Raw genomic sequence first — 23,971 nt, 5'->3', positions numbered from 1 at the left:
CAGCAGCGCGGCATGGAGCCCCGCCGCCGGCGGGCAAGCCGGCGCTCCCGGTGAGAGGCAGCGCCGGCGTCGACGGCAGGGGTTCAGTTGGTGTGCAGCTCGATGGGCTCGTGCCGTCTCAGGATCTCCTCGATCTCGGCCTCGGCCGTCTCCGGGCCCATCACCTGGACTTGGCGCTTGTCTTCGCTGACGCGGATCTTCTCCTGCGGAATGCCGACCGCGACCAAGTCGTTGCGCACGTTCTGGAGGGTGTCTGCGGCGGCGTAAACCGCGGTGATGATTTCTGCCATGGCTGTTGCTCTCCTCGATGGTGGTGCGGGCGCAGGCGCGGCGTCGATACCCTCCTGCCGCCCAATCCGCATCCTCCCATCCGCGACCGCGCGTGGGGGAGCCCCGCCATCGGCTGTCCCTGCCGGGTATCGCGCCGCGCAGCCGGGCGTGGCGGCGCATGCCGTGCGCGAAAGCCGTTATCATGGTCTGCGACCACAGCGCAGCAGGGGGTGATCGGCTTGGCAGGTGCAGTGCGCGTCGGCGTCGTGGGAGTCGGCTATCTCGGCCGCTTCCACGCGCTGATCTACTCAAGGCTCGACGGCGTCGAGCTGGTGGGTGTCGCCGACACCGACCGCGCGCGGGCGGAGGCCGTCGCTGCCGAGGCCGGGTGTACAGCCCATGCCGACCCAAGGGCGCTGCTCGGGCAGGTGGACGCGGTGAGCATCGTGGTGCCCACCACGGCGCACCTGGATGTGGCCGGGCCGTATCTGGATGCCGGCGTGCACATGCTGCTGGAGAAGCCCGTGGCGCCCGACATGGCTCAGGGGCGGGAGATCGTGCGCCGTGCCGAGGCCGCCGGCGCCATCCTGCAGATCGGCCATCTGGAGCGCTTCAACGCCGGCATCATGGCGCTCGCCGCGCGCATCCACCGGCCGCGCTTCATCGAGGCCCAGCGCATGGGCGGCTTCAAGGAGCGGGCGACGGACGTGGACGTGGTCTCGGACCTGATGATCCACGACATCGACATCATCCTGGGCCTGGTGGGCGGCGAGCTGACGGAGATCCGCGCCGTCGGCACGCCCGTGCTCACCGAGCACGTGGACATCGCCAATGCCCGGCTCCAGTTCGCCGACGGCGCCGTCGCCAACATCGTTGCAAGCCGCGTGTCGGAGCAGACCGTGCGACGCATCCGGGTGTTCCAGGCCGGCGGCTATCTGTCGCTGGACTTCGTCGGACAGACGCTCGACATCGCGCGTCCGGTGCCGCGGCCGGACGGCGCGCGGCCCGAGATCGTGCGCGAGCGCATCGCCGTGGAGCCGGTGAAGCCGCTGGATGCGGAGATCGCGGCCTTCGTGGACGCTGTGCGCTTAGGTGGACGGCCGTTGGTGGACGGGGCCGTGGGCCTGCGGGCGCTGGAGGTGGCGCTGGAGGTGCACCGGCGCATGGGCGGCTGATCCAAGGCCGGCAGATTCAGGCCCGCACATTCAGGCTGTGGCAGCCGGGCTGGCGAGCCGGGCTTGCTTGTATGCGCCCGAGCTCGGTCTCACGCAACGGAGGTGGCGGGCAAGGATGCAGCAGGGGGCGCGCAACGACGCGGCGACGCGACCTGAGCCAGGGCGGCGCTGGCCGTCAGGCCTCTGCCCCGCGTGTCTTTGCGCCGGCTTCCCGCGCTGCCATCTCCACGGCCATCTCCAGCGCCGCCGCCAGGCTGCCCGGGTCGGCGCGGCCGGTGCCCGCCAGGTCCAGTGCCGTGCCGTGGTCCACCGAGGTGCGGATGATGGGCAGGCCCAGGGTCACGTTGACCGCGTGGCCGAAGCCGAGATGCTTCAGCACCGGCAGGCCCTGGTCGTGGTACATGGCCAGCACCACGTCGGTGTCCGCCAGCAGCGGCGGCAGGAAGGCCGTGTCCGCCGGCAGCGGGCCGCGCACGTCCGCACCCGCGGCACGGAAGCGCTCCAGCACGGGCACGATGATCTCGATCTCCTCCCGGCCCAGGTGGCCGCCCTCGCCGGCGTGCGGATTCAGCCCGCAGACGGCGATGCGGGGCCTGGCGATGCCGAAACGTCGCGGCAGGTCCGCGAGCAGCGTCTGGAGCACGTCAGAGATGCCCTGCCGGCTCAGTGCTGCCGAAACGTCCCGCAGGGGCAGATGCGTGGTGGCCAGGGCCACCTTGAGCCCGGGCGCCGCCAGCAGCATCACGGGTCGGGCGCCGCACTGCTCGGCGAACAGCTCCGTGTGGCCGGTGAAGGCGAGGCCGGCGTCGTTGATGACGCCCTTGTGCACCGGGGCCGTGACCACGGCGGCATAGCGGCCGCTGCGGCAGCCCTGGCAGGCGGCGGTGAGCGTCTCCACCACATAGCCCGCGTTGCGGGTGTCGAGGCGGCCCGGCACGGCCGGCGTGCGCAGCCGCGCCACCGGGTCCACACGCAGGCTGCCGGGCGCCTGGGGTGCCGGCGCCGCCGCCGGCTGAAGCGGCTCCAGCGACAACGCCAGGCCCAGGGCCGCCGCGCGCTCCCGCAGCAGTGCCGGGTCGCACAGGGCCACCAGCTCCGCCGCATGCGCCTGCTGCGCAAGGCGCACGCATAAGTCCGGGCCGATGCCGGCAGGCTCCCCAGGTGTGAGTGCGATGCGCGGGGGTGCTCGGGTGGTGTCGGTGGTGGTCATGGGGTGCCTGTGCCGGCTCGGAAAATAGGGCTGCTCCAGGTTGCAACCGGTCCGCGCAGCGGTAGGAGCGGGCGTCGGCTCCGGCCGGTGCGTGCATTGTGCTGCGCATCGTCGGGCGCCAGCCGGGCGCTGTGTCGGGTCAGTAGTCCATTGCGTCCAGTCGCAGGTCCACATAGGCCTCGTCGCGCAGCTGGCGCAGCCAGATCTCGGTGGCCTCCTCCGCCTTGCGCTGGCGCAGCGCGTCGGCGGCCTTCATGCGCAGCAGCTCGTCCGGAGTGTCCTGCTGGCGGCGCTCCAGCACCTGCACGATGTGCCAGCCGAAGGGACTCTGGAAGGGCTCGCTCAGGTCGCCCGGGGCGAGGGCGTCCATCACCTCCTCGAACTCCGGTACGGTGTCACCGGGGTCCACCCAGCCGAGGTCGCCGCCCTTGAGCGCGGTGCCCGTGTCATCGGAGTGGGCGCGGGCAAGGGTGGCGAAATCGTCACCGCCGAGGATACGCAGGCGCAGCTGCTCCAGCCGCCGGCGGGCATCGTCGTCCGAGACCAGCTCGTTGGTGCGGATCAGGATGTGGCGGGCCTGGGTCTGGCTCACGGGCTCCGGTCCGTCGCCCTTGATGTCGGCGATCTTGATGAGATGGAAGCCGCTCGGGCTCTGGATGGGATCGGTGACCGCGCCCTTGGCGAGGCTCTGGGAGGCCGGCACGGCCAGGGTCGGCACCTCGGCCATGGGGAACCAGCCGAGGTCGCCGCCCTCCAGTGCACGGCGGCCGTCGGACTCCGCTGCGGCGACGCTGGCGAAGTCGGCACCCTCGCGCAGCCGCGCCAGCAGTCGCTCGGCCTTGCTGCGGGCGGCCGCCACCTGGGCGCTGCTCGGGCGCTCCGGCAGTGCCACCAGGATGTGCTGGAGCTTCACCTCCCGGCGCTGGATGAGCGTGTCGGCCTCCTGCTCCAGAAAGCGCTCGATCTCGGCGTCGCTGACCCGGATGTTGCGCATCACCGCCTGCTGCTGCAGCTGGCTGGTGAGGATCTGCGCGCGGGTGTCTTCCCGGAAGTTGTCGAAGTCCACACCGTTCTGCTCCAGTGTGATGCGCAGCTGCTCCAGGGTCAGGCCGTTGCGGGCGGCGATGCCGTTCAGCGCGTTGGTGAGCGTCTCCTCATCCACCTCGATGCCGAGCTGACTGGCCTGCTGAAGCTGCAGGCGCTTGAGGATGAGCCGCTCCAGCACCTGCTCCTCCAGCACGGCCTGGGAGGGAACGGCGGCGCCGCGGGCCTGGAGCTCCGGCAGCACCAGATCGATCTCCGCCTGGAGCTCGCTGCGCACGATGACGTCGTCATTGACCACGGCGACGATGCCGTCCAGGGGGCTGCTCGCCTGGGCCATACCGGCGGCGAGCCCCAGCAGCAGGCAGGCGATGAGGCGCCGGGCACCCCGTCGGGCGGAGCGCGGCGGGCGGGAATCAGTCGATGGAATAGCCATAGATCTCGCGTTCCAGGAATGCACCGATGGGGTCGCCGATGGCGCCGAGCCCGGCGAGCTCCACCTGGAGCATCACCGAGGTGCTGGCGGTGTCCTCGGGGCGGCGCTTGAAATGGCGGCCGAGCAAGCGCAAGCGCCAGCAGCAGCGGCCGAATTCGATGCCGGCGAAGGCATCCATGGTCTCGCTGTGGCGCACGGAGTAGAGCCAGCGGCCGACCATTTCCACCTGGGTGCCGAAGGGGAGCCGGAACGAGACGTCGGTATCCTCGTAGCGGTTCACCTCCCGCGGGGTCAGATCGGCGCGGTAGGCCAGGTTCAGCATACGCCGCTCGGGGTCGCGGTACTCCAGCCGCAGTGTGCGCCGCGGCATGTCGTCTTCTTCCAGCTCGGGATCCCATTGGAAGCTGGCGCGACCGAACCAGTTCTCGAACAGCCGCGCCGACAGCTCGCCGGTGTAGGGTGAGCGCTCGGCGGTCTGCACCGGGCCATTGATCTGGACGCGGCGGTCAGCGAAGTAATAGATCTGACCGAAGCTGACGCGGAAGAGCTCCTCGCCGGTCGCGGCGCGCAGCATACGCGAGCTGATGCCCGCGGTGACCTGATTGGCGTCGCCGATGCGGTCCCGCCCGGTGAAACGGTTGTTGCGGAACAGGTTGGTGAAGCTGAAATCCAGCTCCGAGCTGTCGAACACCGGCGTGTCGGCCTGATCTGCGTACGGGGTGTAGAGGTAGTAGAGCCGCGGCTCCAGTGTCTGCAGCGCGGCGTCGCCGAGCCAGCGTGTCTCGCGCTCGAAGATCAGCTTGCCGTCCAGGTCCAGGCTCGGGATCAGGTGATCCGGGTCGTCCGGTGCGCCCGGGTCCGCATCGGTCAGTGCGTAGGTGGACGCATAGAGCCGCGCCCCCGGGATCAGATGGCCCCAGCTGCGCTGCAACGGCCAGCTCAGCACGGGCGTGAAGGTGAACCGCTGGCCATGCACCTTGTGGTTGTGGTCGAAGTAATCGTACTCCGCCTCCAGGCCGATACGCGGGCGCCCCAGCAAGTCCTGTGTGCCCTCCGGCAGGAGCTGCGTCGGATTCAGGCGGAACAGGATCTGCGGCAGGCGGCCATAGGGCCTGGAGGTTGCGGGGATGTCATCGATGGTCTGAAAGGCCTCCAGGCGCGTCGTGAGCGACCAGCCACGACCGGCGTAGGCGACTTCGCCGCGCTGGCGCAGCCGGCGCGTGCTGGTGGCGTCGATGTTGTTCCCGAGGTCCTCCAGGTACTCATCGTCGCTGACGGCGCTGTAGTCCAGCCATGTACGCACACGGCCATCGAGCCAGCGACCTTCCTCCAGCGCATTGACGGCCCAGCGGAATTGCTCGTCGCCGTCGTACAAGCGGTCGTTCGGCAGGATCCCGGCGCGTATCTCGCCGCTGTCCGGGCGGGTCAGCCAACGGAATTCACCGCCCAGGAGCACGCCGCGCTCGCTCATGAGGCGCGGCGTCAGGGTGGCGTCCATGTTCGGGGCGATGTTCCAGTAGTACGGGGTCTCCAGCTGAAAGCCGTTTTCCTCGGACGAGCCCACGGAGGGGATCAGGAAGCCGCTGCGCCGCCGATTGTCGATGGGGAACTGCAGGTACGGCGTGTAGAACACCGGCAAGCCGCGAATGCGCAGGCGTGCATCCCGGGCGATACCAAGGCCCGCGTCCTGGTCCAGCTTGAGCCGGCTCGCGCGCAGGGACCAGGCATTGCTGCCGGGTGGGCAGCTCGTATACAGCAGATCCCGATAGGCGGTGCGGGTTGGGCTCACCACGTAGCCGGTGTCGGCGCGACCGCGGACGTTGAGCGGTCCCGACAGCCGGAACTGCGGGGCGTCCACACGTCCCTGCTCGGTGCTCAGGTTGATTTCTGCGCCCTCGCCGACGAGCCGCAGCTGAGGGTATTGCAGGTAGGTGTCACTGGGGGTCGTAATGGTCTCTCGCCGGCGATCGTAGCGCAGGCTGTTCGCCTCCACGCGTTGATCGTCGCGCACCACGGTGACGCCGCCGACGGCGTCCACCACCTCTGCGTCGCGCCGGTAGGAGACCCCACCGGCGGTGAGGTCGATGGGGCCAGCTGCTGCATCGCCGGCTGGCGGGGCCAGTCCGCCGCCGCCTTGACTGGGCGGCCGCGGACCGCAATAGGCCCAGTCGAGGCCGCGCTCGAGGCGGCCTGAGTCGCGCTCGATGGGCTCCCGGACGATGCCTTGGGTGGTGCCGGGACGGTCCAGATAACCACGGTCCCGCACGGGCTCGGCACCGGGCAGGCTTTGCACGCGGTCCGGGATCACTGCCTCCGGCAGCACCCACAAGGGTGGATCTGCCGGCGGGGTGGGCAGCACAGGCGGGGCATCGGATGTGCCGAGGTCGGGCGGCAGGTAGGGTGATGCGCTGACAGGCCAGTCCGGGGAGGACAGGAGATCGGGCGCCGGCGGCAGCTCAGCGGGCCCGGGCTGCGGCAGGTCGGGCGCTGGTGGCAGCCCGTCGGGTCTGCCCGGCTCGGCCATGACGGGGGCCCCCCGCAGCACCAGCACAATGGCGACGGCGCAGGCACAGCACAGACAGGGTTGGCGGTTGGCGGATGGCATGGGCTTCGTTGCTCGGGACGGCCGGGGCCGCGTGATGCATTCCCGTGCGCCTCTGCCGGCGCTGGGTCCACACCTGGGCCGAGGGCATGGGACCGAGGGGACAGGTTCCGCAGGCAGGCGCGGCACAACTGTACAAAGTCGCACATTCCACCCCGTGCATCAATGAACATGCGGGAATCTGCTAGGCTGCCGGGGCGACATTGGGCCTGCGGGCACGGCCCCGCCATGACCGACCTTGCCCGCAGGCCTTGGTACACAGCAGCGGAGGTGACATTGACGGATCGCGATGCGCTTTTTCGCGACTGGCTGCGCTCGCAGCTCGACGGCGAGCTGCCGGCGCTGGCCGCCGCCTCGGCCGATGCGAGCTTCCGCCGCTACTGGCGCCTGCGCCGTGGCGATGAGACCGTCATCGCCGTGGATGCGCCACCGGCGACGGAAGACAACGCGGGCTTCGTGCGACTGGCGCGGGCACTGCGGGCCATCGGCCTGAACGTGCCCGAGATCTTTGCTGCGGACCTGACGCACGGCTTTCTGCTGGTGGCGGACCTCGGTCAGCGGCACTACCTGGAGCACCTGCATCCGGACAATGCCGACCAGCTCTACGGCGATGCGATGGCGGCGCTGATCGCCCTCCAGGCGGCGCCTGCGCCCGCGGGCCTGCCCGAGTACGACGAGCCCTTCCTGCGCCGCGAGCTCGGCATCTTCGACGAGTGGCTGCTCGACGGCCTGCTCGCGCTGTCGCCGGCGGCGCAGGAGCGGGCAATGCTGGACATCACGTACGATCTGCTGGTGGAGAGCGCACTGGCGCAGCCCCGCGTCTGCGTGCATCGCGACTTCCACAGTCGCAACCTGATGCTCACCGAGACCGCCAACCCGGGCATTCTGGACTTTCAGGATGCCGTCGTCGGCCCCGTCACCTACGACTTGGTCTCCCTGCTGCGGGACTGCTACATCGACTGGCCCGAGGAGCGGGTGCAGACCTGGGTCGGAGCCTACCTCGACCTGGCGCTGCAATGCGGTCTGCTGACGCAGGCGCATGCGGCGGCCTTTACGGGATGGCTCGACCTCATGGGCATGCAGCGTCACCTGAAGGCGGCGGGGATTTTCGCGCGGCTCGCGCTGCGTGACGGGCGGCCCGAGTACCTGCAATACCTCCCGCGCACGCTCGGCTACGTGCACCGCATCGGTGCGCGCTATCCGGCCCTGGTGCCGCTGGCAGGCTTCGTGGAGGAGCGACTGCTGCCGCGGCTTGAGGCCCGGCTGACGACAGGGCTGGGCTGACGCAGCTTTCACCCCTTACCGGTGCGAAACGCCTTGCGCAGCAGGTGTGCAGCGAGCAGCCCCGGCGGCATGCGCAGCCAGTGTGAGCGCACGAACAGCAGCCAGACGGCCATGCGCGCCGGTGGTCGCCCCGGAGACCGTGGCTCCAGCACCCGCGGCACGAGCAGATCCATGAGCCGTTGCACAGGCGCGCCCGGTGCATGGGCCGCCGCGGCATCCAGCACCCCGGCGGGAACCGGTGTGCCGAGCATGCGGTGGCAGTAGCGCAGTGCGTAGTGGAGGGGGCGGCCCAGCTCAAGCACCTGCGCCCGCGCCAGCAGGCGCTGCCAGAAGCCCTCGCGCTGTCCGAGCTCGGCCATGAGCTGGTGCAGATCCAAAAGGGCGCGCAGCTCACCTGCGATTTCACTGTCCTGGAACACCTGGGCTGCACTGTGCAGGAGCATGTCCTCGTCGCAGAGGACGCGGTAGGGGCTGTCCGGCAGGCGCCGGCTCGCTGCCCACAGCAGCGTCGGATCGGGTCGCAGGCGTCCGGTGAGCGGCAGCAGGGCATGATGGACGTCCACCTCGAACGAGCGCGTGCGATGGTGCAGCGGCGGCAGCTCGTGCATCCAGCGGCGGTAGTAGCGCTGGTCGTAGCGGTGCTTGGTTTCCGTGAGCCAGCCGCCCGCCTCCAGCGCCGTCTCCGCCGCCTCCAGCTGTGCGCGCGGCACCATGATGTCCAGATCGGCGAAGTCGCGTCCGCAGGCGACGCGCAGGCCGGCGTGGGCATAGGCGGCGCCTTTGAGCAGAAGCATCGGGATGCCTCTGGGCGCAAGCGCCTTGTGCAGTTTGCGCAGCTCAAGGCGCACCTGCGCCTGCTTGTGCTCGGCGAAGAAGCGTTGTGCGGTGAGGTCGGACCACACCTCTGGCGGACAAGTCGGTGCGAGTCCCCGATCCTCGATGAGGCAGCTTAGGCGGGCGCAGAGGTAGTGGGCGCGGCTCTCGCGCAGCAGGCGGTTCCAGGCATCCATGGAGAACGCCTGCACGCCGGACGGATCGCGGATGATGTGCAGCAGCGGGCTCACATCTCCGGCACGGGTAGGTGGTCTATGGCGGTAATCATGGCGTTGAGGTCGCCGAACTGCGCGCTCCAGCAGCGACAAGACCTGACCAGCTGAGTCAAGGCATCGAAGCCGGTCGCACCCAGCAAGCGGTAATTGAACGCATTCTGCGACAGGCGCGTGAATGCGGTGCTGTCATGCAGGCCGGCGAGTTGCAGCGGGCTGTTGCGCACGTAGCGCGGAAAGACGATCCACGCAGGCTGGGCCGACTCGTGCTGCCGGCGGCGGCTTTCGGCCGGCGGGCGCAGGTGCGCGACATCGCCCTTGCGGGTCTTCGGGAACACCGGCCCAAGCTCGGCTTCCGGCGCAAAGTCGCGGATCACCCGAATCGACCGATTTTTCAGTGGAATCGCCCGGGGCAGCGGCATCAGCAGTCCGGTGCGCCAATCCAGCAGACCGAACTCATCCGAGAGCAGGCGCCACCCGCGCAGTGCCAAGGCTGCGGTGAGCGTGCTCTTGCCGGAGCCGGGCACCGCTGGCAGGACCAGTGCATACCCATCGCGCTCCAGAACCCCCGCATGCAGCATCAGGAACTGATGTGCGCGGGTCGCGACACACCAGTTGAGGCCCCACTCCAGAAGTGGAAAGGCGTGACTGCGCGGAAAGGGTGCGAAAGGCGTCGCCGTGTCGGTCCGGAAGATCGCCTGCGGCGAGAACAGCCTGCGCAGAAGCGGACCTTGGCGGACCTGAAGGTCGAAGTGGACGAGGACTGTGCCAGCATCGGGTTCCGAGTCGCCGTAGCACCAGCTCAGCAGCGCCCGCAGGCGGCGCAGCGGCGTCGTCACCCGAACGGTGAAAGGGCCATGCCGGTAGATGGCCGGTGCTCGTGGTGGTCGGACGCCTACCCTTTGCGGTGCGCGCGCAAAGGCGTTGTTCATGCCGTCGTGCTTGGGCAGCGCTCAATGAGCTCACGGTCTTCGAGGCTGTTCAGGACGGCCAGCATCTTCCTGCGCCACGGACCGTCGTCGGTGTTACCACTGGCGGCAGCGCACCGCACGCAGAGGTCCTCCGTTGACAAGGCTTCCGTTTGCAGCAGCCGCAGCGCGAGGGATGGCATTTCGCTCAAAAGATGGGTTTCCCCGGTCTCAGCGTGGAACACAGCGTCGGTCGTGCTCCAAGAAACCCAGTGCAACCCCATTGGTCCCACCGCCGACCAGCGGGCCTCGCCCATTGGGAAAGTGACCGTTGCTGACACGCGAGGACTGGGATCGCTGCGGGCAGCCGCCGTCAAACCCTGCGGCGATGCCCCAGCTCACATGGCGTTTTGGAAGCTTGTCAGGCAGCTGTGCGTGAGCGGGACGTTGTTGGGCAGGTTTTGCTCGATTTGTGGCGATTGCACCGCCATCGGATAAATGCAGTGCACGGGCTTGCTGGGTCCGACGGGGCTGGCCGGCGGGCCTGGCCAAGTAATGCCCTCCAGCGTACAGTCGGTGGGGATTCGGTCAGGGGGCGGAGTGGGGTTCGGCCCCTGCGACACCTGCGTCTTATCGTTGATCGGTGCGACGTCCGCGTTGTACAGATAAAGAAACTCCGCGTTGCGCTGGCTGTTCGGGAAGGGCAGGAGCGCCGTGGTGGTATCGAACCAGGTTCCGGGTGTCGGCCAGGTCTTGCTGGAGGTGGCGTTGTCCCCGTAGACCCAGACCTGATCACCGTTGGCGTCGACGAAGTGGTACACCTCGACGAGCGTATTCTGGGTTGGGATATCCGGGTCCTGCACGAGCCAGAACTGGACGCTGCCGGAGATGCGCGCGTAGTTGTCTGTGAGCGGATCGACCTCTCCCGCGGGCGGGGCCTGCACCCCGAGCTGCTCGTTGATCACGCACTGCAGCGCACTGCCGGCCGCCATCGCCTCGCCGCTCGGCAGGGTTGCGATTACCGGCGCAGCCGAGATCGCTGCGCGGAGGATGCCGCGCCGCTGTTGGGAGACGGCCTGTTGGGTTCCCGTGCCTGCTTGCTCCGGCCGCCGGGTCGGCGTAGCTCCGGCCTCAGTCGGGTTGCGTCGATGATCGAGCATGGTCCGTCCTTTACGAATGCGGTGCGTTTGGTGAGTGTAGAGCACGATCCGTGCCGAAAGATCTAGCATTCTGAAAACGCGAAAAATCCTCAAAGCGCGCCCCAGCCCTCCGCGACGAACTGTAAAATCTCTGTTGTGGGTCGCGGTACCTTGCCCCGCGCGTGAGCTTGGCTGGTGTTGCTTGGTCGCTCGCGTTTGACGGCGGGCCCCCGGCGGTTGCGCTGGTTGCGCGCTGACGCCGTGTCTTAAACGTTCTCTCGACCAATATCCCGCCGGTAGAAGCCCCCCGGCAGCGCCACCGATTGGAGCGCCCGGTAGGCGCGCCGGCGCGCGTCTTCAAGCGCGTCTCCGAGAGCGGCAGCACAGAGGATGCGACCACCGTCGCTCTCCAGAACGCTGTCTCGCAAGCGTGTACCAGCATGAAAGAGTTTTGCACCGGTGGCGTCCGGCGCGATCTGGATTGGGACGCCGCGCTCGTAATCGCCGGGATAACCGCCCGCCGCCAGAACGACGCAGAGTGCCGTTTGCGGATGCCATTCAGCGACGGCTTGGTCGAGCGCCCCAGCCAGCGCAGCATCGATGAGCGTCAGCAGATCCGTGTCAAGTCGCATCAGAATGGGCTGAGTCTCCGGATCGCCCAAGCGACAATTATACTCCAGAACGCGGGGCCCGCCATCTTCGGTGATCATGAGCCCGGCGTAGAGAAAACCGACGTAAGGCAGTCCGTCGGCGGCGAGGCCGGCCATTGTCGGGCGCATGACCTCGTCCAGGATGCGCTGCTCCAGCGCCGGAGTCACCAGCGGAGAGGGGGAGAAAGCACCCATACCGCCGGTGTTTGGGCCGCGCCCGCCGTCATCCCGGGCCTTGTGATCCTGCGAGCTCGCGAGCGGCAGAATGTGGCTGCCGTCCACCAGCGCGATGTAGCTGACCTCGCGGCCGCGCAGCCACTCCTCGATGACCACGGTGGCGCCGGCTGCGCCGAAGCGGTTGCCGGTCAGCATGTCGCGCACGGCCGCCTCGGCTGTGGCCAGGTCTTCGGCGAGGATGACGCCTTTGCCCGCCGCGAGGCCGTCCGCCTTGATCACCACCGGCGCGCCGACCTGCTGTAGGTGGTCCAGGGCTGCGTCGAGCCCGTGGAATGTGCGGTACTGCGCCGTTGGAATGCCGTGGCGCACCATGAAATCCTTCGCGAAGGCCTTGGAGCCTTCCAGCTGCGCTGCGGCCCGCCGCGGCCCGAAGCACTTGTGCCCGGCGGCCTCGAAGGCATCGACGATGCCGGCCACCAGCGGGGCTTCCGGTCCGACAACGGTCAGGTCGATGGCGTGCTCGCCGGCGAAGGCCACCAAGGCCTCGATGTCCGTGGCGGCGATGGGAACGTTCTCTACGCCCGGCTCGGTGGCTGTGCCGCCGTTGCCGGGGGCGACATAGACGCATGCCGTCTGCGGCGATTGGGCCAGCTTCCAGGCCAGGGCGTGCTCGCGGCCGCCGCCACCGACGACGAGGATGTTGCGTTGCTGTGCAGTCACGGCTGTGGCGGCGGACCGGTCGGCCCGCACTTGTCTTACGTTGCACCTATCATGACATGCCCCAAGCCGGGCTGCCTACCTTTGGGTGATGCCGCGTCCGGGGCAACGGGCCCGTCGGCCGCGCAGTCCATCCGCGCCCTTGGCCTTGCGCGTCAGTGCGGGCGGCCTGCGGAGGTTGCGCAGACGCAGTGCCCGGACCGTTGCGGCGTCGAGCAATGCGATTTCGCCTGCGGCCCGCGCTGTCATCGGTTGATCGCGCGTTGCGTCGGGAGCTTACCGCAATCTCTGTGCCGAAGACCCCGGATACAGCGATGCGCGTAGCCTTTGTCGGGTCTCCCGGGCCATTCGTCTGCTGCGCTTGGCGTTATCGTAACGGTAGTTAAGCTTTTGGCTTATGGGCGGATGGAGTGTTTTACCCTAGACTCCCAGTAGACGCGCCTGGGGCCACGCTGACGGGCGTCGCAGTCCCGGCGGCGAGCGTCCCGGCAACACAGCTGAGACAGTGGAGAGCGACAACAATGACAACGGGGAAACGCGCCACGGCGCGACCGGATTGGATGCTGCGGGCGCTGGACGATGTCGCGGGCACGGCGGATTGGCTTGCCGAGCAGCGCCTGCGCAGCGTTCGGGAAGTGCTTCCCGCCCTCATCATGCGCCTGGAAAAACTGACGGGGATGGATCTGGAGCCTGAGATCCGCCTGGAGCTGATGCGGCTCTACAAGCGCCCGGTGCTCAAGGTGTGTGCGGCATTGCCGAGTCCGGATCCACGTCGGGCACACGGCGGCTTCGACAGTGCGGGCGGGCTCACCAGCGAGCAGCGTCTCGACCGCCTGATGCGCCTTAATCTGGATCAGTTGTTCCAGGAGCTGGACCGCAAGCGTTACCGTTGCTCCGCCGCCACCGAGGAGAACCGGCATTGGGTGCTGCGCAACCTCTTCAAGTTTCTGCGGCGTCAGGTGCGCTACGCCATGCTCGCCGGCCGCGATTGCCCGCCGCACACCTGGCAGGACCTGCACGATCTGTTCGTCTACCTGGTGATCCGCGGCAATGTGCAGCTCGACAGCGGTGTCGAGGTGGACCTCTTCGATGACGGCTTCGACGCTGAGACGGAGTACAAGCGCCTGCTGCTCATCGGCTATGCGCAGCAGTGCGGCATCACCGGACAGGCCGCGCTCGACCTGCTGCCGCGGCTCGATGATTGGGCACGGCGGTCGAGACTCTCGGACCCCGGTGCCCATATGGGGCTGTTCGAGCTGATGCTGGTGGAAGTCTCCCAGGACCGGCCGATGCGGGTGAAGGATGCGAGCCTGGAGCAGGGCTTCCGGGGCTGGGTCATGCTCCCGGCGGCGGACTACCAGCGCTTCATCGACCGCGCCACCCGCCGTGAGCGGCGCCAGGCGCGGCGTGCCGCTTGAGCGCTGAGCGCCGTCGCGCACGGTGCGTCAGCCCTCTGACAGGTCCCCGACCCCGCACCGCCAGGCGGCACCAGCGCCGCGTCCCCAGCGTCTCGGCCGCTCATCCCACAAGCCGTTCCTCCGTCAGGGGCGAAGCTCACCGGCGCAGCCTCCCCCGGACCGCTCCGCGCTCGCGCGGGTGCTGAGGCGCGCCGTCCGACGCACCTGATTGCGGCCGTCGCGCTTGGCCTCGAACAGTCGGGCGTCGGCCTGCCTCAGGAGCGCGTCCAGGTCCGCGGCACCCTCGCACAGGGTCGCGACACCGATACTCACGGTCATGCGCAGATGGGATGGCGCAGCGGCCAGCGCGAGCTCGGCGACCGCGGCGCGCAGCTGCTCAGCAAGCTCCGTGGCGGTCTGCGCGTCGGCGCCGGGTGCCAGCAGCGCAAATTCCTCGCCGCCGAGACGGCCGAACAGGTGCGTTGCCGGCAGCAACGCCTGGACCATCGCTGCAAACTGCCGCAGCGCGGCGTCGCCGACGGCGTGCCCGTAGCCGTCGTTGATCTGCTTGAAGTGATCGAGGTCGAGCATCAGCGCTGCCAGGGGCTCGGCGCGCGCCTGCGCGTCCTCGAACAGGCGGCCCGCCAGCTCGAAGAAGGCGCGCCGGTTGTGCGCGCCGGTGAGCTCGTCCGTCACTGCCATCCGCCGCAGCTGCTCCATTGCCCGGTGGTACTCCACCTGGATGCGTACCCGCGCCAGCAGCTCGCGGGCACGGAAGGGCTTGGTGACATAGTCGCTGCCGCCCACGTCGAAGGCGCGCACCAGGCTCGCCTCGTCGGTCTTGGCCGTGATGAACAGGATCGGAATATCGCGCCAGCGCGGGTGGGCCTTGAGACGGGTGCAGACCTCATAGCCGTCGATGCCGGGCATGACGATGTCCAGCAGGATGACGTCCGGTGTCTCCTGCCGCAGGAGATCCAGCGCGCTGTGGCCGTCCAGGGCGACAATGACGTCGTAGTCGGCGAGCAGCCCGAGCAGGATGTCCAGATTGCTCTCGTTGTCGTCGACCACGAGCAGCTTGGGTCGCTCGGCCTCAGCCATGGCAGTTCTGCTCCAGCACGCGCAGCGCATCGCGCAACCGGTAGCCGGTCACCAGTGGCGTGAGGTCCGCCACCAGCGTCTGCTGATCGGCGCTGGCGGCGCATGCGCTGAGCGCCGCCAGGGCCTGCTTGGCCTCACGCGCGCGGCTGCGGCGCAGGGGCTCGGCCAGGCGGGTGAGGGCTGTGGTGAACGCCGACGGATCCTGTGCCTGATGCCCAGCCGCCCGGTGCCCGGCGGCGGCGCCTTGCTCCACCGGCGGGAGGGGCGCCGCCACACCGTCGGTGGGCGGGGCTTCGGGGCCGAGGGCTGCGGCAATCTCATCGCACAAGCGTGGCAGCGCGCGCTGCAGCTGCAAGGCGGGGGCGAGTGCGGCGCGCACGTCCGGCGGCTCGTCGCGCAGCAGCTCGCAAAGCTGTGCGGCCTGCGTATAGAGCGCATCGGCGCCGAGGTTGCCGAGCATGCCCTTCAGGTCGTGCGAGCGATGCAGCGCGCCGGGCAGATCGTGCTGGACCAGCTCGGGCAGGCGATCGGCGGCGGCGCGCTGGGTGGCCGCGAAGTGCCCGAGCACGGCGCGGACGAGCGCCGGGTCGCCCTGCATACGCTCGTCGAGGGCCACAGTGTCCAGGCCGGGGATATCGGGCAGCGGTGGGGGTTCGGTTGCCATGGCGATCGCGGCAGCCCGGCGTCGGCGTTGTCGGTGATGGCTCGGTTGAGCGCCCGGACTACGCAAGGGCTCAGCGCAGGTTTAGGGCCGACGCGCGCACCGATAGGTCTCGCACCGCGTGCCCCGCGGACACCGCAGCATACGCCGTTGCGCGCGGGGTGCGGTAGCCGGCAACGCCGTAGTCTGCGTGAGTCGCGTCCAGACGCGTGCATCTTGCCCGCTCGGTGTCACTTGGGCCGCATGCCGCTGCAAGGCGCCGCGCCGGGACCTCAAGCGGGTCAGCCATCAGGGATTCCCGCAAAGCATACCAGGAGCGGGCACAGAGCGTCGTGCCTCGGGCTGCCGCTCGACCGATGGCCCGCTCGGGCGTTTGACCGGCCGGGAGGCGATTGCTTTAATCCCGCCATCAAGCCCGGCAAACCCCTGAAGCTCGCCATGTCACTGCTCCCCGTCATCCTTTCCGGCGGCTCCGGCACACGGCTGTGGCCGTTGTCCCGCGAAGCCTATCCCAAGCAGTTCCTGCCGCTTGCGGGGGAGCAGACGATGCTTCAGGCCACGGCGTTGCGCCTGGATCATCTCGCCGCCGAGCATCCGCGGCTGGGGCTCAATGTGCAGGACCCGCTGGTGGTCTGCAACGAGGCGCACCGGTTTCTGGTGGCCGAGCAGTTCCGGGTGCTGGAGCGCCGCTGTGCGTCCATCCTGCTGGAGCCCGTCGGCCGCAACACGGCGCCGGCCCTCACCCTCGCGGCGCTGGCGGCCACTGCGGATACGGAGCCGGCGGCGGACCCGGTGCTGCTGGTGATGCCGGCAGACCACACCATCGCGGATGCTCCGGGCTTTCGCGCCGTCGTCGCCGACGGTTACCAGCTCGCCGACGGGGGCGCCGTGATCACCTTCGGCATCGTGCCCACCAAGCCGGAGACGGGCTACGGCTACATCCGTCAGGGCGAGCTCTACCGGCAGGAGGGTCTCGCCGGCAAGGCCTATGGCCTGCACGCCTTCGTCGAGAAGCCGGACCTCGCCACCGCCGAGGGCTATCTTGACAGCGGCGAGCATCTGTGGAACAGCGGCATCTTCATGCTGCGCGCGTCGGTGTGGATCAGTCTCATCCGCCGCTTCCGACCCGACATCCTGGCGGCCTGCGAGGCGGCCATGGCCGGCGGCGGCCGGGACGGTGACTTCCAGCGCCTCGACGCCGAGCGCTTTGCGGCCTGCCCCAGCGACTCCATCGACTATGCGGTGATGGAACGCCTGTCCGCCGACGCCACCGGCGGGGAGGACCTGCCGCCGGCGCTGGTGCTGCCGCTGTCCGTCGGCTGGTCCGATGTCGGCGCCTGGTCCGCGCTCTGGGAGGTGCGCGAGCAGGACGCCGCCGGCAACGTGCTGGACGGCGACGCCTTCGTCCACGACGCCGAGAACAACCTCGTGCTGGCGCAGCATCGCATGGTGGCTGCGGTCGGCGTGGACAACTGCATCATCGTCGAGACGCCGGACGCCGTGCTGGTGGCAGACAAGGACCGGGCCCAGGACGTGAAGGCCGTGACCCAGTTTCTGAAGGACGCCCAGCGCAGCGAGCACCGCCACCACCAGCGCGTGCACCGGCCCTGGGGGGCGTTCGAGTCCATCGACGCCGGCGCGCGCTACCAGGTGAAGCGCCTCACCGTCAGCCCGGGCGAGTCCCTGTCGCTGCAGATGCACCATCACCGCGCCGAGCACTGGATCGTCGTCTCCGGCACCGCGCGCGTCACCTGCGACGACAGCACCTTCCTGCTCGCCGAGAACCAGTCCACCTACATCCCCGTCGGCGCCACCCACCGGCTGGAGAACCCGGGCAAGGTGCCGCTGGAGATCATCGAGGTGCAGTCCGGCGGCTACCTCGGCGAGGACGACATCGTCCGCTTCGAGGACGTCTACAACCGCACCCCGGGCGAGGGCTGCTGATGGGCGGCCCGGCCGCCGGCGCGGACAGCGGGCGGGCGCCTGGGCTATGATGGCGGGCTTCGTTTTTCGCGACGCCATCGGTCTCTCGTCATGGGCTTCAAATGCGGCATCGTGGGCCTGCCGAACGTCGGCAAGTCCACCCTCTTCAACGCGCTGACCCGCTCCGGGATCGCCGCGGAGAACTACCCCTTCTGCACCATCGACCCGAACGTCGGCGTCGTGCCGCTGCCCGATGCCAGGCTCGATGCCATCGCCGCCATCGTCAAGCCGGCCCAGGTGATCCCCACCACCATGCAGTTCGTGGACATCGCCGGGCTGGTGGCGGGCGCCTCCCGGGGCGAGGGGCTCGGCAACAAGTTCCTCGCCAACATCCGCGAGACCGACGCCGTGGCGCATGTGGTGCGCTGCTTCGAGGACGACGACGTGGCCCATGTGGCCGGCAGCGTGGACCCTGTGCGCGACATCGAGGTCATCGACACCGAGTTGGCGCTGGCGGACCTGGAGACGGTCGGCAAGGCCCTGGAGCGCGCCGTCAAGGCCTCCAAGACCGGCGACAAGACCCAGCTCGCGCGCAAGGCGCTGCTGGAGCGCGTCGCTGCGCACCTCGACGAGGGCCACCCGGTGCGCGCCATGGACCTCACCGACGACGAGCGAGCCGACCTGCGCGAGCTCTTCCTGCTCACCGCCAAGCCCACCATGTACGTCGCCAACGTCGCCGACGACGGCTTCGAGGACAACCCGCTGCTCGATCGCGTCCGTGAGCATGCGGCCAAAGAGGCCGCCGAGGTCGTCCCCGTCTGCGCCGCCATCGAGGCCGAGATCGTCGAGCTCGACGAGGACGAGCGCGCCGAGTTCATGGCCGACCTGGGCCTGGACGAGCCCGGCCTGAACCGCGTCGTGCGCGCCGGCTACCGCCTGCTGGGCCTCGAGACCTACTTCACCGCCGGCCCCAAGGAATGCCGCGCCTGGACCATCCCGAAGGACGCCACCGCCCCCCAGGCCGCCGGTGTGATTCACACCGACTTCGAGCGCGGCTTCATCCGCGCCGAGGTCATCGCCTATGACGACTTCATCGCCTGCAACGGCGAGCAGGGCGCCAAGGAGGCCGGCAAGCTCAGGAGCGAGGGCAAGGACTACGTCGTGCGCGACGGCGACGTGGTCCACTTCCGGTTCAACGTCTGACGTCCTCGCCGGGTGGCGATGGCGTCGCCGGGGTGCCGGTGCCAAAGCGGAGCCCGGTCAGCGCAAGGGAGATCTCGCGCAGCAGGAACAGCAGCGCCGTGATGAATGCGACCATGGCGGTGATGAAGAGCAGCGCCACGGCAGTGGACGCTTCGAAGGTCACGAAGGACGCGAGAAACAGGATCGCGATCACCGCGGTCGACGTTTCCTGAAGCATGTGCGGCCCAAATCGACAGAGTGGTTTGGAAGCCGGCGGCCCCGCCACCTGCCGCCGGTGTCGGGGGCGCCCGGCCGTCGGTATCGGCACTGCCGCAGCCTCGCGGAGGATCCTAAGCAATTGACGCACGCCGTGTCCCAGGCTATACTTGTCGGTCTTTTCCGGCTACGTAGCTCAGTTGGTTAGAGCGCGGCACTCATAATGCCGATGTCGCTAGTTCGAATCTAGCCGTAGCCACCAGAAATGCCCATCAAATCAGCCGCCTGCGGGCGGCTTTTTTGTGTTCGGGCAGCCGGATTTTGCGCGTCCGATCCTGAGCTGCACCTCAGCTGCGGATCGCAAAGGTCGGTGACCGGTCAGGGAACGCCTCGCGGATAGCGCACTGCGACCTTGCCGTGTTCGCGCAGTGGACGTATTGACCAGGCGAGGGTCACGGTAGACCGCCGCTTCGCGCGCCCACTGGCTGCGGCGCTGCTCGGGTTGGTTGAGCTCGCAGGTCGCCGGCCGGGCACCTTGACGGGTTGCTTGCCCTTCGCGATCTGCCGACGGCGTCAGGCCGCAAACCGCCGGACTTCGATCTCAGCGCCCTGCGACACGGCTTGCTCCGCCATCGCCAGCACGCGCTCGGTCACGGCCTCGTCCAGGTAGTATTCGCCGCAGTTGTCGCAGACCATCGCCGGAACCTGCTTGATGACGATGGTTGTACCGTCGCGTTCCAGCGTCACTGTAGCGGTGCCGCGCCGGACTTCGCCCTGCTTGCAGATCACGCAATGCATCATCGCCTCCGGGTTCTGAAGTCGTCGGCCCACAATGTCGGGTGGGGCCGATACGCGGTGATCACCGTGCAGGCGCCGTCAACCGGGTTACGGGCAACGACCACGTGCACCGGTTGGCCGCCAGGGTGCCCCAGCAGCAGGGCACTCGGGTACGGCTGATCCAGGTTGTTCCAGGCCTCGGTCTTCGGGAAGAACACCTGCCGCGCCATGAATACCGGGCCGTTGTAGTCCGTGTCCAGCATCCAGCAGGGCAGGCTCTCGGCATTGATTGCCTCGGTTTCCAGATCATGTGGGCGGAAAATGTCGAGCCGTCGAAGCTTGTGTTGTACGCCTCGCGGTGCGCCTTGCCAACCAGGGCGGCGCCGATGGTGCTGTGCCCTCTTGCGCGCCAGCAGCCGATCCAGGTTCAGATCGAAGCTTTGCTGGTCGAACCGCGGGCGTCGATCACAAGTCCGACCACGTGCCGGTCTCTGGCTCCCACGCTCCAGCGTGGGAGCTGGGGCGGACGCTCTGCGTCCCGTCGCGCTGGTTACGTGATCGCCAGTGTTGGGCTCCGGTGGCCGTCTTCAGTGTTGCCTGACGCGATTCCGGTCAACAAGGGCCTTGCCGTCTATGGCAGCGCGGCCAGGATCTCCCGCAGCATGGCATCGACGTAATCCGCGCCCGCCATCAACAGCACGTGGCGCTTGCTCAGCTCGTCGCGTTTGTTTTGGTCGGTGCCGGAGATCCACTTGATCTGCTTCAGCTCGGTATCGGTGACGATGAAGGCGAAGATCGGGAAGGACAGCTGTTTCGCCAGCGCGCCGCGGATGTAGGCGAGCAGGTCCAGCTTGTCCTGTTCCTGGTGGACAACGCCGTGGGGCTCGACGAAGGCGAGGGTCTGCGCGTCGCCGCGCTGCATCCAGAGCATGAAGTCCGGGTAGAAGCCGCCGGTCTGGAAGAAGCCGATGCCCTTCTTGGGCAGGTTGCGCAGCAGGAACAGGTCGATGCCGTCCCAATGCGGGTCGTCCCAGGCGTCGTGCCAATAGGTGCGCAGGTCCTCCACGAAGCGTCGCACGCTCCCGACGAGCCCGGTCGGCACCGACTTGACGACCTCGGCGTCCGCCGGCGGATTCTCGGTCGCCAGCAGCAGCGGGGCGTATAGGTGCTCGTCCAGGTGCAGGCGCGGCAGGGGCTCTTGGGTGTCTTCCTGAAGCCGCTTGCGCCGGTCCTTGATGATCGCCTCAACCGCCGTGACCAGCTTTGGCGGCACATGCAGTTCATAGGCGGGCGCCGGCGGCTCGCCGGTGCGCGGAAGATTGGCGTGGGCGTCGTCGAACAAGCCGAGCTGGGCGTGCTGCGTCTCCGCGGCCCGCTGACGGCGCAGATAGAAGCGGTCGATGCCCTGTTCGATCAGCGTGCGCGCCGCGTTGGTGAGCCGGTCCAGGTCCTTTGGCGAACGGGGCGTCAGCAGCTCCGGCGGCGCGGCGAGATGGGCGCTGTGGTCCAGAAAGGCGTCGATGTCCTCGCGCGCGATGTACAGGTTGCCCCACTCCTTGCGCGCCTTGTGGGCCAGCGCGTGGCGATACAGGGATTCCATCGGCAGCAGCCCGCGGACGCCGCCGAGTGTCTGGTAGTGCACGGTCTGCGCGGCTGTCGCGAACCCGTCCTTGTCGCCGACGCCGATGGCGGGCATCAGGTTCAACTGTGCCGTGACCGCCAGCGGGTCGAAGCGGATGCTCAGGTCCAGGAAGCGGAAGTCGTCGCGCACCTTCGGGTAGCGCAGCCGCGCGCGGGCGATCCCCGGCTGCACGTCGATGGGCAGGCGCAGGACCACCGGCGGCTCCAGGTCCTCGCGTTGCAGCGTATTCAGGAAGGTGGCGAGATACTTGGCGCGCAGGCCGAAGATGTTCAGCGTCTCCAGCAGCGGCAGATGGGGCGGATGGTCGCGCGCCAGCGCCCCGTCCAGTGCCGTCGAGCGGCGCATGGAGAACTGCAAGCCCTTGAGCCGGATGCCGCGCCCGAACAGTTGCAGCACCTGGGCGCCGGCGTTTTGGCCGACCTTCAGCAATCCCATGGTCGAGACGCGCCAACTGCTCCAGCCCTCCAGAAACTTTTTGGAGCCCACCAGAAACGACACCGTGCTGTCGGCGCCGTCCAGGCCCTTGAACAGTGACGGGCTGATGCTGTCGTCCTCGTCCGCGTGCAGCGCGGTCTCGGCAATGACGCGCTTCAGCAGGTTGGTCGTGTCGCCGACGTTGATGACGCCGCAATAGGCGTCGCGGGCGCTGGCGCGGGCGCGGATGCCGATTTCGCCCTCAGCGCTCTTGATCAGGTGCAGACTCAGGCCGCTGTCGGCGTCGCCCTGCATCAGAAACAGGTCCCGGCGCAGATCGGCGACGATGCGCGGCGGGCTCAGGTTCAGCGACGCCAGATACGGGAAGCGGTCTGCGAACAGGTCGGCGCCGTCGGGGCGGGTCAGGCCGGTGTCGGCATGCAGCACGCGTGCGGCGAGCCGCTCCGCCCATGCCCTGTCGCGGCAGACCCGATCCAGAAAGCGGATGACCTCCAGCACCTCCGGTGCCTTGCCGGCGCTCACCTTGTCGCCGATGAAAACCATCAGCGGCGGCTCGATCAGGTAGTGGCTGCGGGCTTCGGGCTTGGCGTCGAAATACCGGCGCTGCTGGTAGAAGGCCAGCAGCCCGCCCATCAACAGCAGGTCCTCATGGGTGTTGCCCTGGTCGCCTTGCAGGTTGGCAACCCAATAGTCCTTGCCTCGGACAGGTGTTGATCGGCCAGGCCGCGGGTCGGTGCCAGCAAGAGGATATTCGCGGGCTTGAACAGCCCGTAATGCTGGAACTGCAAAACATTCAGGTGCAGCAGCAGGGTCTTGCCGGCGCCCGTGGCCATCCAGAAGGCGAGCTTCAGCGGGTCCTTGGGTGGCGGGGGTGTCTGGTGGGCATAGACTAACCATCAGCAGACGGGAACCGGGTACGCGCGCACTGCTGGATCGACGGTGGCGAGTGTCAAGCCATGTTCCAAGGCTTGGCAGACGAGCATGCGGTCGAACGGATCGCGATGGAGGACCGGCAAGCCCGCTAAGCGCGCGACACTCGGCTCGTCCAGCGGCAAGGTCTCGATGCGGTGCCGCCGCCGTTGCTCGGGGAGATAGATCTCCGGTGACGCCGGCAGAGGCAACTTTCCGAGCCGATACTTGACCAGCGCCTCCCAGATCGATACCGGGCTCAGGAAGACCGCGTTGGCCGGGTCTCGAATTGCGTCTCGCAAATGGCCCGGGAGCGCCTTCGCGCCAGTGAGATGCCACAGGAAGATGTGCGTATCCAGCAGCAGTCTTATTGCTCGAAGGTGCGCAGCTCGTCGTCGGGCAGCGGGGCGTCGAAATCGTCCGGCACCTCGAACTCCCCGGCACAGAGGCCGAAGGGGCGTGGCTCCTCGGCCCGCGCCGGGGCGCGTTGCTTGATGAAGGCGGCGAAATCCAACACCTCGCGTTGCTGCGACATCGGCAACTCGCGCAGGGTGGCGAGCAGCTCATGCTCCAGGGGCGTGGCTGGGACGGTCATCGAGGCTACCTCAGGGCGTCATCGAATCGGGATGCTTCATGATAGCGACCAGCTCGGCACAGTCTGCCACTCAGCCGAGCGCGTGGGCGTCGCGCTCGTTCATGGGGCGATGAAATTCGCCGTCCAGGCTGCGGCCGCTCGGGATAATGCTTCGTCGGAACGGGCGGTCACTTTCGTCGGAATGCGCACCGTCACCTTCTGCCCCCGTCGGTTCCTGCACCAGGGCGGCGCTGCGGCGGCGCCAGTGTCTTTCGGTGAGCCAGTCGTGGACGGCGCCCGCAATCTTGGTGTCACGGCACACGACGATGAGCACCGGCTCCATGAACTGGGAGTTCTCGTACGACTTCGCGACTGCGGCCATGCGCAGCTCTGCTTCCATCTCATGCGGGTCCTTGCGCAGGGCGGCAAAGGCACCTTCCGGCAGGTCGAACGCGACCATGGTCATCTCGACACCTCCGCGCTGCAGCTTGCTTGGGGG

The 23,971-nt window shown here is 68.5% G+C and carries 24 protein-coding genes and 1 tRNA gene; 6 read left to right on the top strand and 19 right to left on the bottom strand.

Annotated features, from left to right (window positions below):
* Positions 1-83: 83 nt before the first annotated feature.
* Positions 84-290 (bottom strand): hypothetical protein, encoded by a 207-nt coding sequence (locus QZ607_RS14590; protein WP_295883979.1) that lies wholly within the window; start codon positions 288-290, stop codon positions 84-86.
* Positions 291-509: 219 nt separating this feature from the next.
* Here QZ607_RS14590 and QZ607_RS14585 point away from each other — a divergent pair, with 219 nt between their 5' ends.
* A complete protein-coding gene (locus tag QZ607_RS14585; protein ID WP_295884009.1) occupies positions 510-1,445 on the top strand; it encodes a Gfo/Idh/MocA family oxidoreductase in 936 nt (311 codons plus the stop codon).
* Positions 1,446-1,620: 175 nt separating this feature from the next.
* On the opposite strand, the gene pdxA is transcribed toward QZ607_RS14585, so the two are convergent.
* The 3 genes from pdxA to lptD form a co-directional block, all read right to left on the bottom strand.
* Positions 1,621-2,655 (bottom strand): 4-hydroxythreonine-4-phosphate dehydrogenase PdxA, encoded by a 1,035-nt coding sequence (gene pdxA, locus QZ607_RS14580; protein WP_295883977.1) that lies wholly within the window; start codon positions 2,653-2,655, stop codon positions 1,621-1,623.
* Between the two features lie 139 nt (positions 2,656-2,794).
* Positions 2,795-4,132 carry a peptidylprolyl isomerase gene (locus tag QZ607_RS14575; protein WP_295883975.1) on the bottom strand — a complete coding sequence of 446 codons (1,338 nt, stop codon included), beginning with the start codon at positions 4,130-4,132 and terminating at the stop codon, positions 2,795-2,797.
* Positions 4,113-6,737 carry an LPS assembly protein LptD gene (gene lptD / locus QZ607_RS14570; RefSeq protein WP_295883973.1) on the bottom strand — a complete coding sequence of 875 codons (2,625 nt, stop codon included), beginning with the start codon at positions 6,735-6,737 and terminating at the stop codon, positions 4,113-4,115. Before lptD ends, QZ607_RS14575 begins: the two co-directional genes overlap by 20 nt.
* Positions 6,738-6,962: 225 nt before the next feature.
* On the opposite strand from lptD, the gene QZ607_RS14565 reads away from it, so the two are divergent.
* Entirely contained in the window at positions 6,963-8,018 is a 1,056-nt protein-coding gene (locus QZ607_RS14565; protein WP_295883971.1) for a phosphotransferase, read from the top strand.
* Positions 8,019-8,026: 8 nt separating this feature from the next.
* Here QZ607_RS14565 and QZ607_RS14560 read toward each other — a convergent pair whose 3' ends face one another.
* The 5 genes from QZ607_RS14560 to purD form a co-directional block, all read right to left on the bottom strand.
* Positions 8,027-9,082, bottom strand: coding sequence for a nucleotidyltransferase family protein (locus QZ607_RS14560; RefSeq protein WP_295883969.1), 1,056 nt, complete (start codon positions 9,080-9,082; stop codon positions 8,027-8,029).
* On the bottom strand, positions 9,079-9,996 hold the full coding sequence (locus tag QZ607_RS14555) for an HprK-related kinase A (protein WP_295883968.1): 918 nt from the start codon (positions 9,994-9,996) through the stop codon (positions 9,079-9,081). The genes QZ607_RS14560 and QZ607_RS14555 overlap by 4 nt, the downstream gene beginning before the upstream one ends.
* Positions 9,993-10,289: a hypothetical protein gene (locus QZ607_RS14550; RefSeq protein WP_295883965.1), complete on the bottom strand. Its 297-nt coding sequence runs from the start codon at positions 10,287-10,289 to the stop codon at positions 9,993-9,995. The genes QZ607_RS14555 and QZ607_RS14550 overlap by 4 nt, the downstream gene beginning before the upstream one ends.
* Positions 10,290-10,370: 81 nt before the next feature.
* Entirely contained in the window at positions 10,371-11,132 is a 762-nt protein-coding gene (locus QZ607_RS14545; RefSeq protein ID WP_295883963.1) for a hypothetical protein, read from the bottom strand.
* Between the two features lie 245 nt (positions 11,133-11,377).
* The gene (gene purD, locus QZ607_RS14540) at positions 11,378-12,658 is read right to left on the bottom strand and encodes a phosphoribosylamine--glycine ligase (protein WP_295883961.1); all 1,281 of its coding nucleotides are present in this window, start codon (positions 12,656-12,658) and stop codon (positions 11,378-11,380) included.
* A 518-nt stretch (positions 12,659-13,176) separates the two neighbouring features.
* On the opposite strand from purD, the gene QZ607_RS14535 reads away from it, so the two are divergent.
* Positions 13,177-14,073 (top strand): hypothetical protein, encoded by an 897-nt coding sequence (locus QZ607_RS14535; protein ID WP_295883959.1) that lies wholly within the window; start codon positions 13,177-13,179, stop codon positions 14,071-14,073.
* Positions 14,074-14,196: 123 nt separating this feature from the next.
* On the opposite strand, the gene QZ607_RS14530 is transcribed toward QZ607_RS14535, so the two are convergent.
* Complete coding sequence (locus tag QZ607_RS14530; protein ID WP_295883958.1) at positions 14,197-15,153, bottom strand: diguanylate cyclase; 957 nt, start codon at positions 15,151-15,153, stop codon at positions 14,197-14,199.
* The gene (locus QZ607_RS14525; RefSeq protein ID WP_295883956.1) at positions 15,146-15,817 is read right to left on the bottom strand and encodes an Hpt domain-containing protein; all 672 of its coding nucleotides are present in this window, start codon (positions 15,815-15,817) and stop codon (positions 15,146-15,148) included. Before QZ607_RS14525 ends, QZ607_RS14530 begins: the two co-directional genes overlap by 8 nt.
* Before the next feature lie 435 nt (positions 15,818-16,252).
* On the opposite strand from QZ607_RS14525, the gene QZ607_RS14520 reads away from it, so the two are divergent.
* Together QZ607_RS14520 and ychF are read left to right on the top strand one after the other, a co-directional pair.
* A complete protein-coding gene (locus tag QZ607_RS14520; protein WP_295883954.1) occupies positions 16,253-17,758 on the top strand; it encodes a mannose-1-phosphate guanylyltransferase/mannose-6-phosphate isomerase in 1,506 nt (501 codons plus the stop codon).
* 90 nt (positions 17,759-17,848) lie between these two features.
* Complete coding sequence (gene ychF, locus QZ607_RS14515) at positions 17,849-18,940, top strand: redox-regulated ATPase YchF (RefSeq protein WP_295883951.1); 1,092 nt, start codon at positions 17,849-17,851, stop codon at positions 18,938-18,940.
* Here ychF and QZ607_RS14510 read toward each other — a convergent pair.
* On the bottom strand, positions 18,930-19,157 hold the full coding sequence (locus tag QZ607_RS14510) for a DUF2721 domain-containing protein (protein WP_295883948.1): 228 nt from the start codon (positions 19,155-19,157) through the stop codon (positions 18,930-18,932). The genes ychF and QZ607_RS14510 overlap by 11 nt on opposite strands.
* A 163-nt stretch (positions 19,158-19,320) precedes the next feature.
* Here QZ607_RS14510 and QZ607_RS14505 point away from each other — a divergent pair.
* Positions 19,321-19,397: transfer RNA gene (locus QZ607_RS14505), tRNA-Met, on the top strand.
* A gap of 311 nt (positions 19,398-19,708) precedes the next feature.
* On the opposite strand, the gene QZ607_RS14500 is transcribed toward QZ607_RS14505, so the two are convergent.
* The 7 genes from QZ607_RS14500 to QZ607_RS14470 all read right to left on the bottom strand — a co-directional run bounded on the left by QZ607_RS14500 (position 19,709) and on the right by QZ607_RS14470 (position 23,938).
* A complete protein-coding gene (locus QZ607_RS14500) occupies positions 19,709-19,933 on the bottom strand; it encodes a type II toxin-antitoxin system MqsA family antitoxin (protein ID WP_295883946.1) in 225 nt (74 codons plus the stop codon).
* The gene (locus QZ607_RS14495) at positions 19,933-20,175 is read right to left on the bottom strand and encodes a DUF4258 domain-containing protein (RefSeq protein ID WP_295883944.1); all 243 of its coding nucleotides are present in this window, start codon (positions 20,173-20,175) and stop codon (positions 19,933-19,935) included. The genes QZ607_RS14500 and QZ607_RS14495 overlap by 1 nt, the downstream gene beginning before the upstream one ends.
* 368 nt (positions 20,176-20,543) lie before the next feature.
* A complete protein-coding gene (locus tag QZ607_RS14490; RefSeq protein ID WP_295883942.1) occupies positions 20,544-22,622 on the bottom strand; it encodes a hypothetical protein in 2,079 nt (692 codons plus the stop codon).
* Positions 22,622-22,840: a DEAD/DEAH box helicase gene (locus QZ607_RS14485; RefSeq protein ID WP_295884008.1), complete on the bottom strand. Its 219-nt coding sequence runs from the start codon at positions 22,838-22,840 to the stop codon at positions 22,622-22,624. Before QZ607_RS14485 ends, QZ607_RS14490 begins: the two co-directional genes overlap by 1 nt.
* Positions 22,841-22,885: 45 nt before the next feature.
* Entirely contained in the window at positions 22,886-23,257 is a 372-nt protein-coding gene (locus QZ607_RS14480; RefSeq protein WP_295884007.1) for a type II toxin-antitoxin system VapC family toxin, read from the bottom strand.
* A gap of 8 nt (positions 23,258-23,265) precedes the next feature.
* Complete coding sequence (locus tag QZ607_RS14475; RefSeq protein WP_295883940.1) at positions 23,266-23,493, bottom strand: DUF2281 domain-containing protein; 228 nt, start codon at positions 23,491-23,493, stop codon at positions 23,266-23,268.
* Between the two features lie 70 nt (positions 23,494-23,563).
* Positions 23,564-23,938, bottom strand: coding sequence for a hypothetical protein (locus tag QZ607_RS14470; RefSeq protein WP_295883938.1), 375 nt, complete (start codon positions 23,936-23,938; stop codon positions 23,564-23,566).
* Between the last annotated feature and the right edge of the window lie 33 nt (positions 23,939-23,971).

This window comes from uncultured Thiohalocapsa sp. (genome assembly GCF_913063425.1).
Taxonomy (GTDB): Bacteria; Pseudomonadota; Gammaproteobacteria; order Chromatiales; family Chromatiaceae; genus Thiohalocapsa.
The sequence above is the reverse complement of the archived record's forward strand: the minus strand, read 5'-3'. Positions and strand labels throughout refer to the sequence as shown.